The 13717-nt window shown below is 42.7% G+C and carries 10 protein-coding genes and 1 other annotated feature (1 of these 11 only partly in view); of the genes, 3 read left to right on the top strand and 7 right to left on the bottom strand.

Annotated features, from left to right (window positions below; all coding sequences use genetic code 11):
- Nucleotides 1-177: a binding site (T-box leader), on the bottom strand (it extends 59 nt beyond the left edge of the window).
- A gap of 106 nt (nt 178-283) precedes the next feature.
- The gene (locus A5886_RS02265) at nt 284-1432 is read right to left on the bottom strand and encodes a cobalamin-independent methionine synthase II family protein (protein WP_086273444.1); all 1149 of its coding nucleotides are present in this window, start codon (nt 1430-1432) and stop codon (nt 284-286) included.
- Nucleotides 1433-1549: 117 nt separating this feature from the next.
- Here A5886_RS02265 and A5886_RS02260 point away from each other — a divergent pair, with 117 nt between their 5' ends.
- The gene (locus A5886_RS02260; RefSeq protein WP_086273443.1) at nt 1550-2473 is read left to right on the top strand and encodes a LysR family transcriptional regulator; all 924 of its coding nucleotides are present in this window, start codon (nt 1550-1552) and stop codon (nt 2471-2473) included.
- Between the two features lie 79 nt (nt 2474-2552).
- Here A5886_RS02260 and A5886_RS02255 read toward each other — a convergent pair whose 3' ends face one another.
- From A5886_RS02255 to A5886_RS02235, 5 genes are all read right to left on the bottom strand, one after another.
- Nucleotides 2553-4928: a phosphoketolase family protein gene (locus A5886_RS02255; RefSeq protein WP_086273442.1), complete on the bottom strand. Its 2376-nt coding sequence runs from the start codon at nt 4926-4928 to the stop codon at nt 2553-2555.
- A gap of 134 nt (nt 4929-5062) precedes the next feature.
- Nucleotides 5063-6487 (bottom strand): L-arabinose isomerase, encoded by a 1425-nt coding sequence (gene araA / locus A5886_RS02250; RefSeq protein WP_086273441.1) that lies wholly within the window; start codon nt 6485-6487, stop codon nt 5063-5065.
- Nucleotides 6488-6503: 16 nt separating this feature from the next.
- The gene (locus A5886_RS02245; RefSeq protein ID WP_086273440.1) at nt 6504-7202 is read right to left on the bottom strand and encodes an L-ribulose-5-phosphate 4-epimerase; all 699 of its coding nucleotides are present in this window, start codon (nt 7200-7202) and stop codon (nt 6504-6506) included.
- Between the two features lie 18 nt (nt 7203-7220).
- Complete coding sequence (locus A5886_RS02240; RefSeq protein ID WP_086273439.1) at nt 7221-8813, bottom strand: xylulokinase; 1593 nt, start codon at nt 8811-8813, stop codon at nt 7221-7223.
- Between the two features lie 5 nt (nt 8814-8818).
- Nucleotides 8819-9925 (bottom strand): GntR family transcriptional regulator, encoded by a 1107-nt coding sequence (locus tag A5886_RS02235; RefSeq protein ID WP_086273438.1) that lies wholly within the window; start codon nt 9923-9925, stop codon nt 8819-8821.
- Nucleotides 9926-10009: 84 nt separating this feature from the next.
- Here A5886_RS02235 and A5886_RS02230 point away from each other — a divergent pair, with 84 nt between their 5' ends.
- Both A5886_RS02230 and A5886_RS02225 read left to right on the top strand, forming a co-directional pair.
- The gene (locus A5886_RS02230) at nt 10010-10939 is read left to right on the top strand and encodes a helix-turn-helix domain-containing protein (RefSeq protein ID WP_256926118.1); all 930 of its coding nucleotides are present in this window, start codon (nt 10010-10012) and stop codon (nt 10937-10939) included.
- Nucleotides 10940-11047: 108 nt separating this feature from the next.
- The gene (locus A5886_RS02225) at nt 11048-12157 is read left to right on the top strand and encodes an ABC transporter ATP-binding protein (RefSeq protein ID WP_086273437.1); all 1110 of its coding nucleotides are present in this window, start codon (nt 11048-11050) and stop codon (nt 12155-12157) included.
- A gap of 163 nt (nt 12158-12320) precedes the next feature.
- Here A5886_RS02225 and A5886_RS02220 read toward each other — a convergent pair whose 3' ends face one another.
- Nucleotides 12321-13550: an ATP-binding protein gene (locus A5886_RS02220; protein ID WP_086273436.1), complete on the bottom strand. Its 1230-nt coding sequence runs from the start codon at nt 13548-13550 to the stop codon at nt 12321-12323.
- Between the last annotated feature and the right edge of the window lie 167 nt (nt 13551-13717).

Raw genomic sequence — 13717 nt, 5'->3', positions numbered from 1 at the left:
TCTTAGAAAGTCATCTATCAATGACTGCAGCGCTAACGGGCATACCCGGCCTTTCCTACGCATTCTTCGGAAAAACGACTCCAAGATGTGTTTCACAACCCTGCGCTATCTCTTTGCACCAACCAGAGACTCTCTTTGAACAACAAGTTTTGCTACTCTTCTTTTCGATGTCTATATCATTAAGTTGAGTCTTACTTTACGCGCTCTTTGGAAAATTGTCAAACATTTTTTCTGAAAAATATTAAAATAATTGATTTATTATTCAATGAACGCGGTAGTTTTCTTACCCAAAGTACGCCTCTGCTAATTTTTGTCCTTGTTCGATTTTAGCCCATTGCTGTTCAACAGACAATTCATTGCCGCAATCACATGAAGCAAATCCGCACTGGTGAGACAAGTACAAACGATTTTTTGGCAAAATTTCACTGGCTTTGTCTAATAATGCCAATACCCGAGCTTCGTCATCTAAAGTTGACGTTTTGCTAGATAACAAACCTAATACAACTTCAACATTTGGGCGATCTTTTAAGGCTTCTAGTGCGCTAATGTCCCCTGCGCGATCATCATCCCATTCTAAGAAGAAACGATCATAATGTTGGTCTTTCAAAAATTTCTCAGCAATTGCTTTGTAGGTACCGCTGGCCGCTGAACGACTTTGGTAATTCCCACGACAGTTATGCGTCCAAACTTTCAACCCTAATTCATGGGCAAAGTCCGCTACTTCATTATTGATGGCCACAAATTCATCAGCCAAGGATTCCAAGCCATCGTTGCCTTCAGCAAAGAAACTCTTATCGTTGTCATCAGCAAATAATTCCCATAAACAATCATCAAACTGTACGATCTCGCCGCCAGCTTCTTTGTACTCTTGCAAGAATTCTTTATAGGCATTGATCAAGCCCGCCCGTAGGTCTTCTTTTGTTGCATAGACTTGTCCTTCTCCGACTAAGTCGTTGAAGAAAGTCAACTCGGTAAAGGCGTGGGCAGCACCCCAAACAGTGATTTTGACCGGCTCATCACCAGCTAGAGTTTTGGTTTCTTTGAACAGGTTCAAATAATGATGATTTTTGCCTGACAAAGGTTTCGTGATGCGAATGCCGATATCTTTGCGGGTTTCAAAATCACCGCCATCTAAATCTTCAAAGGCATAGCCGCGATCAGCGATATAACGTTCTACCCCGTCTAATCCCCAAAGGAAATCCAAATGCCACATAGAACGGCCATGTTCGCCATCTGTAATCACGGTCAATCCATGTTCTTTTTGGGCAGCGATGATCTGTTCAATCGCTTTGCGTTCTGTTTCTTGGTAGCCAGGAAATGCATCATAGAACGGATATTGAATGTCATCCCGGTGTTCGATTTTGTTTTTATAGTCTAATAAATCTTGTGGACGTAATAAAGAGCCTACAAGTTGAAATTTGTCAGTTGCCATAATTTAGTGCCTCCCATTCGAAATTGTTAGATTTATTCTAGCAAACATCTTATACTATAGATAATACTTATAAACTTATATTTTCTATAGGTAGCACCTATAACAAAGGAGTCTATTATGCGTATCCAACAATTAGAGTATTTAGAAAAAATCGTCGAAACAGGCTCTTTCAATGAAGCGGCCAAACAATTGTTTATCAGCCAGCCCTCGTTGTCACAAGCCATGAAAGAACTAGAAAAAGAATATGATTTGCAGCTTTTTTATCGCAGCAAACTAGGGGTGACATTGACCGATGAGGGACGGGCTTTCATCAATTATGCCCGCAATATATTGGATCAAGTCAATTTATTAGACGAGCGCTTCCGCAAAGATACCGCTAGAAAGCATGTATTTAGTGTCTCAGCCCAACACTATGCCTTTGTGGTCCACGCCTTTGTGGAACTGGTCAAACGCATTGGGGAAGACGAATTTCAATTTACCTTGCGGGAAACGCAAACCCAGAATGTCCTAGATGATATTCAAACCTTCAAAAGTGAATTAGGGGTCATCTATCTGAACGACTTCAATAAAACAGTCCTGCAACGGCTGATCAGCGAAAAAGATCTCCAATTCGTTCCTTTGTTTGAAGCAAAGCCCCATGTGTTCATTGGCCGCAACAATCCATTGACCCAAAAATCCACCATTACCTTAGAGGATTTGGCGGATTATACGTATCTCTCTTATGAACAAGGAGAAACCAACTCTTTTTACTTTTCGGAAGAGATCCTGAGTACCTTACAACGAAAAAAACATATTCGTATCAGTGATCGTGCCACGATTTTTAATCTGATGGTCGGCTTGAATGGGTATACCATCAGTTCAGGAATCATCAGCAGCGAACTCAACGACGAAAAAATCGTCGCGATTCCATTGGCTGTCGAGGATTCGATGACATTAGGCTACTTGAAACATAAAAAAATGGAACTGAGCGAGATGGCACAAGAATATTTGACCTTACTCAAGCAGCATATCCGCAATTATGGCTTTACGATTTTTGATTGAATAGCACAAAATCAACCAAACAAGCATGGCATTCCTTCTACAGAATGACCATGCTTGTTTGATTGAAACATGCAGTTCATTATTTCATTTCTGACAATGGCTTCCAAGTCCATTCTTCAACTTCTGCAATATCATACCCATTTTCACGAATAAAATCATGGTGATATTGCACGGTGTCGGCCATTTTTTGTGCGAAGTCGGCCGCGTCTGCACCATAGACCCATTCCGCAGCGTCTTTTGCTAAATGGAAGCGATCCAATTCAGACAAGATACGCATATCAAATGGTGTTGTGATATCGCCATTTTCACGGTACCCATGGATATGGATCTTTTGATTGTCCCGTCCAAAGAAAATATCTCTGATCAAACCTTCATATCCGTGAAAGGCAAATAGAATGGGTTTGTCCTTCGTAAAGTACGCTTCGAATGCAGCATCACTCAAGCCGCGTTGATCTACTTCAGGGCGACGTAATTTTAGCAGATCCACAACATTGACAAAGCGAATCTTCATCTCAGGGAATGCCTCAACTAAGAGGGATACGGCGGCCAACGCTTCTAAGTTAGGTTCTGTGCCAGCCGCAGCAATCACGATATCCGGTTCTTCTTCCTGATTGGTAGAAGCCCAATCAATGATTTTCAATCCGTCTTTGGCCAACACTTCCGCTTCTTCTGCAGAATAAAATTGCGGACGCGGATGCTTAGACGAAACCACCAAATTGATTTGATTTTGCGTTTGCAATGTATTATCCATGACCGCCATCAAGCTGTTGGCATCTGCTGGCAAGTATACCCGCACAAATGCGGCTTTCTTTTCTGCAATATGGGTCATGATACCAGGATCTTGGTGGGTGTACCCATTATGGTCTTGCTGGAACACTGTAGAAGATGCAATCAGATTTAAAGACGGATAGGGATTGCGCCACTCTAGATCATTGGCCTTGCGCAGCCATTTAAAATGTTGTGTGATCATGGAATCAACTACCCGCAAGAAAGACTCATAGCTGGCAAAAAAGCCATGTCTGCCAGTCAGTACGTATCCTTCAAGGAAACCTTCTGCTTGGTGTTCCGACAACTGAGAATCGATGACTCGTCCGACTGAGGACAACCACTCATCATAATCTGGTTGTTTGGCTTCTAACCATTGACGATTCGTAACTTCGAACACATGATTCAAGCGATTCGACTTCGCTTCATCTGGCCCAAATATCCGGAAATTATCGGGATTGTTTGTAATGATATCTCGTGCGAATGCCCCAAAGACCATCATATCTTGGGCCGTGATTGCGCCTGGCGTTTCCACAGCGATCGCATGGGTTTGCCATTTTGGCATCTGCAATGGTTTCGGATCAATGCCGCCATTGGTGATTGGGTGAAGCGCCATGCGCTGCGTGCCTTGAGGAGCCAATGCTTGAATCTCAGCTTTGATCCTGCCTTGCTCGTCAAATAAGTCATCTGGCCCATAAGATTGCAGCCAATCGGTTAACGCAGCCACATGATCCATGTGATGGGCGTCGACTGGAATTGGTACTTGATGGGCTCTAAAACCGCCTTCGATTGGCTCACCATCCCAAACTTTTGGTCCAGTCCATCCTTTAGGCGTCCGTACGATCAATACAGGCCATTTCGGCATTTCTGCTTGATTCGCAGGATGTTTTCGCGCTGCTTGTTGAATGGCTTTGATGGATTCAATCGCCTTGTCCATTTGCTGCGCCATTTGCGGATGGATCACCTCAGGATCATCTCCTTCAACAAAGTGCGGTGTCCAGCCCATCCCTTCAAAGTATTTCTTTAAGTCTTGGTCACTCTTACGAGCCAAAATCGTTGGATTAGAAATTTTGGCTCCATTCAGATGTAAAATCGGCAGCACTGCCCCATCATTGACAGGATTGATAAAAGTATTGGAAAACCAACTACCCGCTAACGGTCCGGTTTCTGCTTCTCCATCCCCCACCACGACAGCGGCAATCACATCCGGATTGTCTAGTATCGCACCAACTCCATGAGAAATTGAGTAACCTAGTTCGCCACCTTCATGAATCGACCCTGGTGTTTCTGGTGCTGCATGGGAGGCAATTCCTCCGGGAAAAGAAAAGGTTTTGAACAAATGTTTCATGCCAGCTTCATCTTGCGTTGCTTGCGGATAAATGTCTGTATAGCTGCCATCTAGATAGGCATTCGACACCATTACTTGCCCACCATGACCTGGTCCTTCAATGTAAAACATACTCAAATCATATTTATTGATGACACGGTTCAAATGGGTATAAATAAAATTTTGTCCCGCAATCGTCCCCCAATGTCCAATCGGATGCACTTTCACATCATGTTCTTCAATCGGTCGACGCAGTAAAGGATTGTCTTTCAGATAAATTTGTCCAACCGACAGATAGTTGGCTGCACGCCACCACGCATTCATTTTAGAAAAATAATCTTTTGTCTCAAATTGATTCGTCATGTTGCTCCTCCTTTGTAGACCTTCTACTGTATAAGTAAAAGTCTATGCGCGACGAAAATAAAAGTCAATTTTGCTGATTGCTGTCTAGCCTATTAGAAATGAAAAACTGGCAAGAAATCTTGCCAGTCCGTAGATTATTTAATGGTCACATATTCCAATCCTACAAGCTTCGCCCATGTTTCGATTTGGTCGGACGTCAACACGAGTGATACAACGGTATGATGACCGCCACCTGTTTCGATCCATTGTTTGATTCCTTCATGGAAGTTTGGTCGTGGTGTCCACATGACACGGGCTACAGGTAATTTTGGTGCTTCTTCTTTAGGCTCAAAGGCATCCACTTCATTGATTAGCAACTTATAGTGGGTCCCAAAGTCTGCCATCGATACAACCACACCGGCACCACCTTGCCCGTCAAAGACCAGACGCGCTGGATCTTCGCGATCTCCCATTGACAATGGAGAAACGACGATTTTTGGTTTATTGACGGCCAAAACAGGATCGACTTCCATCATATGCGATTGCAAGATTGCTTCCTTGCCTTCTGTTAGTTCGTAGGTATAATCTTCCATAAATCCTGTGGCTTGATTGTGGGCCATGATTTTCAACAAGCGATCGATCGCAGCTGTTTTCCAGTCACCTTCTCCCGCAAAACCATATCCTTCTGCCATCAAACGTTGCACAGCTAAACCTGGCAATTGCTGCATGCCATAGAGATCTTCGAAGTTGGTTGTGAATGCGGTATACCCCCCAGCTTCTAAGAAACGACGCAAGCCAATCTCTTGTTTGGCTTGGACTTTGACATGGTCTTCCCATTTCTGATGGTCATACGCAACATAGTCGAAGTCGTATAGATCACGATATTCCGTGAATAGAGCAGTGACTTCTTCCTCCGTTACTGCATCAATATAGTGGACCAAATCTCCTATGCCAAAGTAATCGACAGTCCAGCCAAATTGGATTTGTGCTTCGACCTTATCCCCTTCAGTGACACCAACATTGCGCATGTTGTCACCAAAACGCGCAACTTTGATTTGAAAGCTTTCATTATAGGCAACGGCTGTATCCATCCAAGCAGCGATTTCCTTTTGGATGTGTTCATTTTTCCAATAACCAACAACGATCTTGTTTTGTTTTTTCAAACGGGCATTGATGAAGCCATACTCCCGATCACCATGAGCCGCTTGATTCAGATTCATAAAGTCCATGTCAATGGTTTCCCATGGAATACGTTCGTTGTATTGCGTCGCCAGATGAAGCAATGGTTTTTGCAATAATTTGGTGCCGCGAATCCACATCTTCGCAGGTGAAAATGTATGCATCCATGTGATCACACCAGCTACTTCATCTCGGTAATTGACTTCTTTCATGATTTTGGTGATAGTCTCCGGTGTCACGGCTAATTCTTGCAAGACGACTGGGTAAGGCAATGTATTGCTGTCATTCAAATGTTTGACCATTTCATCTGCGTGGGCTTTGACCTCACTTAACGCTTCTTCTCCATATAAATGTTGCGAGCCTACGACAAACCAAAATTCTTTTTTCCCGATTTCTAACATTGTTATGTGCTCCTTCTTACTTATTTTGCCCGTAATAGGCATTTTTTCCATGTTTTCTTAAATAGTGTTTATCCAAAATCCGCTGTGGCAACTCTGTAGCGTAACTATTCAGCTGTCTAGTAATGACGTTCATTTTGGCAACTTCTTCCAAGACAACCGCATTCATCACCGCGGATTTGGCATCTTTCCCCCATGTAAAGGGTCCATGGCCATGTAACAAGACCCCGGGAATCTCCAATGGTTTGATTCCACGTTCCTTGAATGTGCCTACAATGACATGACCAGTTTCCGCTTCGTACCCGTCATCAATTTCCTTTTGCGTCAAAAAGCGTGCACATGGTACTGCACCATAAAAGGTATCTGCATGGGTCGTACCCATCGCCGGCAAATCGATCCCCGATTGCGCCCAACTCGTGGCCCAAGTGGAATGGGTATGAACGATTCCGCCGATTTCTGGAAATGATTTGTATAAGACTGCATGCGTCGGTGTATCAGACGATGGGTTCATGTTCCCCTCAATAATATTGCCATCAAAGTCGCACACGACCATGTCACTGGCTTGCATGGTTTCATAGTCCACACCACTGGGTTTGATCACAAACAGACCACGTGCTCGATCCACTGCAGATACATTGCCCCATGTGTATTTGATCAACCCTTGTTTAGGCAAATCTAAGTTGGCTTGAAACACTTCTTCTTTTAACTGTTCTAGCACAGAAACCCCTTCTTTCTTTTAAATAAGATGATCGATTGCTGCTTGTTCGATTGGCAAGCCAGCTTGATAACGATCAACAAAAGTGCCAAATCCTTCAATATCTGCTGGCAATGGTGCCAATGTGGTACCAGCGTCATCTCGGAAAACGATTTCATCCAAGAACACATCAAGTGGCTGATCTGCATGACATCTGAGGTATTCAGCCAGAAGCGCAATACCCCACGCGCCACCCTCGCCAGCGGTCTCCATCACTGTAACAGGTGCTTCCATCACTGCAGCCAATAGGCGTTGTGCGACTTCAGGTGTTTTGAAAATCCCGCCGTGGCCTACGATTCGCTCAATCGCTACATCTTCAGCTTCGAGAATCTTCATACCGATTTTCATGGCCCCAAAGGCACTGTATAGATGCAGACGCATAAAGTTCGGTAATGTGAAGGCGCTCTCAGGAGACCGAACAAAAAGAGGCCGCCCTTCCGCGATTTTGGTAATGTTTTCCCCTGAATAATAGCCGTAAGAAAGCAATCCGCCGCAGGATGGATCCCCTTTCAATGCCTCGTTGAACAAAAGAGAAAATATGTCTTCAACAGAATAATCTATCCCGGCAGCAGCCGTAAATTCCTTGAACAAATTGACCCAAGCATTGATTTCAGAGGTACAGTTGTTCGTATGAACCATTGCGACCAAATCACCGGCTGGTGTTGTCACCGTATCGATTTCCGGATGCACCTGTTTTAACGGCTCTTCTAAAACGATCATCGCGAATGCCGAGGTACCAGCTGAAACATTGCCTGTCTTGGGTGCCACACTATTCGTCGCTACCATCCCAGTCCCTGCATCTCCTTCTGGCGGACATAGCGGAATACCTGCAGCCAAATCACCTGAAGGATCGAGTAATAAAGCACCCGCATCAGTTAAATGGCCCGCTATACTTCCAGCAACCAGTACTTGGGGCAAAATCTCTCTTACGTGCCAAGGCTGATCAAATGCCGCAATCTGAGTATCAAATTGTGCCAGTTTTGATTCATCAAAATCTTTTGTCCGGCTATCGATAGGAAACATCCCCGATGCATCTCCGATGCCAATCACTTTTTCACCGGTCAACTGCCAATGTACATACCCTGCCAAGGTGGTAAAGAAGGCAACGTCAGCTACATGGCTTTCTCGGTTCAAAACGGCTTGATACAGGTGTGCAATACTCCAACGCTGTGGAATCGTGTATTGAAACAATGCGGTCAATTGTTGCTCTGCTTCTTCTGTGATCGCATTGCGCCACGTCCGAAAAGGCACCAACAAGTGATCCTCTGCATCAAATGCCAAATACCCGTGCATCATTGCGGAAAAGCCAATCGTACCGATAGTGACCAAAGGAACCCCATAGGTTGATTGAACCGTCTCTTTTAATGCAAGATAGCTCGCTTGGATCCCTTGCCATACTGCCTCTATGCTGTACGTCCAAATCCCATCTGCCAGTTGGTTTTCCCACTCGAAACTACCAGAAGCGATCGTTTGAAATTGATCATCGATCAGAACTGCTTTGATGCGTGTCGATCCTAACTCGATCCCTAGTGACGTTCGTCCTTCTTTGATGGCTTGTTGCATGCGCTCTGTCATCAGAATTACACTCCTTTATATTTGGTTGCTGAATCACGGACAATCAAGTCCGGTTCAAAATAAAACGCGTCAGTATCCGCGGATTTCCCTGTAATGACCCATTGGGCCGCCAGTTCTCCCATCGCTTCTTTCGGGTGGGTCAATGTTGTGATTGCCGGTACAGATAGTGTACTTAATGGAGAATCATCATTGCCTATAATTGAGACATCTTCAGGTACTCGTTTCCCGGCAGCTGTCAATTCTTGAATCAAGCGTTGGGCAATCTCATCATTGTAGCAAACAACACCTGTCACTTGATTGTCAGCTTCCATCAATTGTGCTGTGGCTTGCTTGATCACATCTTCCTTTGTTTGTGTCGTATACGTCAGTACATCTTCGGCCGCAAAGGTACATTTGGCGTTGGTCAAGGCTTTGACGAATCCTTTTAGCCGATATTTCCCTTGCAGATCATCGATTTTGGTGATCATCATCAAGTGGGAGTGACCTTGCTGCAATAGCTGATCTGTCGCTAGGAAACCCGATTTTGTATCATTGACACAAATATGAGGCAGTTCCAGTTCTTCATAGTATGCATTGATCATCACGACTGGAATACCACTTTCCTTCAATGCTGCATAATACGCCAAGTTCGGATTATATTGATTGCTTTTTGTCGGCTCCACGATCAAACCATCTACACCTTGATCCATCATTTGCTGTAGACAGGCCCGCTCTTGCTCATGGTCATTATTGGTGGAACCCAGCAGTAACGAATAGCCTTGTTCTCTCAACGTTTGTTCAACACCCCGCATAATCGAGGGAAAAATGTAATCCGATAGATACGTCATCATGATGCCAATCGTTTTGCGACTCGGTTGATTGAGTGACGCAGGTTTGGATACGTAGGTCCCAGAGCCACGTTCCTTACGCAAGTATCCTTCATTGACCAACACAGCGATTGCTTGCCGTACTGTATGCCGACTAAATTGAAATTCTTCTTGTAATGTTGCCTCAGAAGGAATGGCATCTCCTTCTTGGTAGGTTCCCAACCGAATATGTTCCCGTAATATATCCGCAAGTTGTTCGTACTTATTCGCCATAATAATCACATCTTTCAAAAGTTGTCCGTACATCTACGATAACAAGAATGCGCTTTCTTGTCAATCATTATTTGCACAGAAAGGACACATTAAGATCAAAATAGGTGTCGTGATCGTTTGAGAACGTGCTATACTAAAATAAATCGTGTTCATCAAAGGAGGTCATTTGCCATTCATTCGTTTCAAGAAGTCAAACATCATTTTCCTGAAGCCACACTGCATGCCACTGTTGCCAACGATCAAACAATACTATCGATTCCTTTTGGACAACAATTCATCTGGCTGCCTAAGGAAACTTTAAGTAAAAAAGAATCATTATTGCTGCAATTACGCGATGGCGATTCCCAAAAAACGGTCGATCATCGTGCGCATCCTTGGTATGCGATTCTATTCGAACACCAGCCCATTCCAGATGTTGGCGCCTATCGTTTTTTGCACGTTCACTTCACAAAATCAATTGATGGTCTGCAATCAGAATGGTTGGCAGAGATCCGTCAGATGCTGCCATCTGTCGTTGACTTATTCTTTATATATGACAATCAAGCAGTCATCATTGAAGCCCATAACGGAGAAAATCTCCGCGTGGAAGATTTAGACGGATTATTTGTTGCATTAGATATGGATTTCGACTGTTATTCGCAGCTATTTGTTGGTCCTTTCCATCAATCGACACATGACTTCACCCTCTTATGGGAGGAAGAATCTCATTTTTACCAAGAAGTCTTACACACCCGCGGTCAGCAAAAAAGTATTGATCTACCCAAAGCACTGACCACCCTATTTATTTCCGGTGCCGCACCTTATCTTTCATTGCTCAGAACTCTCTATTTGGATTGGTTCGAAGAAGAGACTGAAACCATTATACGTTCTTTGTGGCATCATCAAGGAAATGCCAGTTCGACAGCCAAAGCTTTGTTCATGCATCGCAACTCGCTGCTATACAAAATCGATAAATTCCAAACTCTCACCAACTTGAATCTGAAAGGGATGGATGATCTGTTGCTTTGCTATTTTTTGTGTCAAACATTTTCTGCACATACAGACTAGACAATATGCACAAGAAAACGCTTTTTTTCTTGTGCATATTTACGTTGTCCAATAGAAGCGTTTTCATTTATGATAAGCATGTAAACTAAATCGAAAGAGGTAATCCGAATGGTAGAAATGGCCTTAAAAAGTATTCACAAAAAATATGACAACAATGATAATTATTCTGTAACAGATTTTAACTTAGATATCGCAGACCGCGAGTTTATTGTTTTTGTTGGTCCGTCCGGTTGTGGGAAATCAACTACATTGCGTATGATCGCCGGATTGGAAGATATTTCTGAAGGTGAATTGAGCATTGGCGGCAAAGTCATGAACGATGTTGCCCCTAAAGACCGTGATATCGCCATGGTATTCCAGAACTACGCTTTGTATCCACATATGACTGTATTCAATAATATGGCATTTGGATTGAAACTACGTAAATATGACAAGGAAGAAATCAAAAAGCGTGTTGAAAATGCTGCTGAGATCTTAGGTTTGACTGAATACTTAGAACGTAAACCAGCTGCTCTTTCAGGTGGACAACGGCAACGGGTAGCCTTAGGACGTGCGATCGTGCGTGATGCGAAAGTCTTCTTGATGGATGAGCCTTTATCCAACTTGGATGCGAAATTGCGTGTTGCGATGCGTGCAGAAATTGCGAAATTGCACCAACGCTTGGAAACAACAACCATCTACGTAACCCATGACCAAACAGAAGCGATGACCATGGCTGACCGAATCGTTATCATGAAAGACGGTTTCATTCAACAAATCGGTTCTCCAAAAGAAGTGTACAACACGCCGAAAAACATGTTTGTAGCCGGATTTATCGGATCACCAGCAATGAACTTCTTCAATGTTACGTTGAACAATGGTATGATCTCAGATGGCCAAAGTTTGAACTTACGTATCCCAGAAGGAAAAAACAAAGTGCTAGTTGAAAAAGGATATGAAGGCAAAGAGTTGGTCTTCGGTATCCGTCCAGAAGATATTCACAGCGAGCAAATCGCATTAGAAACATCTCCAGAAGCAACGGTTCGTGCTGAAGTGGTTGTATCAGAATTACTTGGTGCTGAAACAATGCTTTATACAAAAGTTGGTGCCACTGAATTTATTTCCAAAGTAGATGCCCGCGATTTCCATCGCCCAGGCGAAACAGTTGATTTGGCATTCAATATCAACAAAGCCCACTTCTTTGACAAAGATTCAGAAAATGTCATCACATTACCTTAATTTGTAGTTACCGTGCGCTGTTCTCGGATTTGCCCCCTAGGCAGTCGCATTTAACTAATATCCACTTTTATTCCTTATTTGTATCCCCCAAAAAGAGACAGTCAGATGGCTGTCTCTTTTTGGGTCTATCGTTTCAAATCTATCACGTTTATAAACCAAGTAATTACACCTCTTCAGCCAATAACCATTCAATTAGATTGACATGAGCGATTCCATCTAGATCGCTAGTGAAAGAATCCAGTGTTAAGACGAGCTTCTCGTAGTTGTCTGCAATCTCCTTTAAAGGTCGAAATTCTCGCGCACGTGTTTCGGGTGATGCGAGCAAGTAGCTTACCTGAATATATTTGCAATCGATCCTAGTTTCTAATTGACGTTTTGCAATAAAGTCGACCTCAAAGTGATTGGTTTTCCCGACAGACACGTCATATCCACGTGCCATCAACTCCAGTAAAACAATATTTTCCAATATAAGCTCGATATCTTCTTCATTTCTGCCAATGATTGCTTGTCTCAACCCGTGATCCACAACATAATACTTTTCTTGAGAAGCCAAGAATCGTTTTCCCTGTATATCATATCTTCTCAAGGGAATAATGGCATAAGCATCTGTTGCAAATCCTAAATAATTGAGAATTGTTGTCGGTGATACCTTCAACCCTTCATTCTTGAAATATTTGGTGACTGAGTGCGCTGAAAAGGTGCGCCCAATATTTCCTAAAACATAATTCAACAATCTTCTTAATATTTCAGGTTCTCTGATTGTTTCCCTTTCGATAATATCTTTTAACATAATCGAATTATAGACATCACTCAAATAATTCAGTCGATCACGATAATGAAAGTTTTGAAAAACTGGAAATGGCATGCCACCTTCAACTAAATAGGCCTGAAACAGCGCTTGATCATTCCTTGTATCTCCAATACTGCGTCGGCCTTCAACATACTCTGAAAATTTAAAAGGATATATATCAAATTGGACATAGCGCCCACTGATCAGTGTCGCTAATTCTCCAGACAATAATTTGGCATTTGAACCAGTAATATAGATATCCACTTGTTCTTTATGCGTTGCACGAAGGGAATTTATGACTTTTTCAAATTGATCGACTTCTTGGATTTCATCGAGAAATATATAAGCTTTGCCGTGCATGTTGGCTATTTTCTCTTCGATATAATCATTTAACGCATGATAGTCAAGATACTGTTCAAAAAATAATTCCTCAAAATTTATACGAATAAATTGTTCTTCCTTTATCCCCTTAACGCGCAAATAATCTTGAATCACCTCTAACATAATAGACTTACCAGATCGTCTGACACCTGTCATTACTTTGATCAGTTCTGTATCAATAAATGGAATAATCGCTGCTAAATAATTTTTTCTGGTTATCATATGACCACCTCTTATTTCCATTATACTGGAAACAGACCAATTTTTAAACAATTTCATCCAGTATAATGGAAACAATTAATATTTAACCTCATTCCTTCTATTGTACTGAAAAGTATTTCTACATCTGGACCAAAAAAAACCTCAAAATCACTGTTTTGAGGTTCTTT

The organism is Candidatus Enterococcus testudinis (assembly GCF_002140915.1).
Classification (GTDB): domain Bacteria; phylum Bacillota; class Bacilli; order Lactobacillales; family Enterococcaceae; genus Enterococcus_D; species Enterococcus_D testudinis.
Note: the sequence above shows the minus strand (reverse complement) of the source record. Positions and strands in the feature narration are given on the sequence as shown.

What these genes read in the sequence shown, in the direction of transcription:
- A5886_RS02235 (WP_086273438.1), bottom strand. Translation starts at nt 9,925, where the DNA reads ATGTACGGACAACTTTTGAAAGATGTGATTATTATGGCGAATAAGTAC.
- A5886_RS02255 (WP_086273442.1), bottom strand. Translation starts at nt 4,928, where the DNA reads ATGACGAATCAATTTGAGACAAAAGATTATTTTTCTAAAATGAATGCG.
- A5886_RS02260 (WP_086273443.1), top strand. Translation starts at nt 1,550, where the DNA reads ATGCGTATCCAACAATTAGAGTATTTAGAAAAAATCGTCGAAACAGGC.
- A5886_RS02265 (WP_086273444.1), bottom strand. Translation starts at nt 1,432, where the DNA reads ATGGCAACTGACAAATTTCAACTTGTAGGCTCTTTATTACGTCCACAA.
- A5886_RS02225 (WP_086273437.1), top strand. Translation starts at nt 11,048, where the DNA reads ATGGTAGAAATGGCCTTAAAAAGTATTCACAAAAAATATGACAACAAT.
- araA (WP_086273441.1), bottom strand. Translation starts at nt 6,487, where the DNA reads ATGTTAGAAATCGGGAAAAAAGAATTTTGGTTTGTCGTAGGCTCGCAA.
- A5886_RS02220 (WP_086273436.1), bottom strand. Translation starts at nt 13,550, where the DNA reads ATGATAACCAGAAAAAATTATTTAGCAGCGATTATTCCATTTATTGAT.
- A5886_RS02240 (WP_086273439.1), bottom strand. Translation starts at nt 8,813, where the DNA reads ATGACAGAGCGCATGCAACAAGCCATCAAAGAAGGACGAACGTCACTA.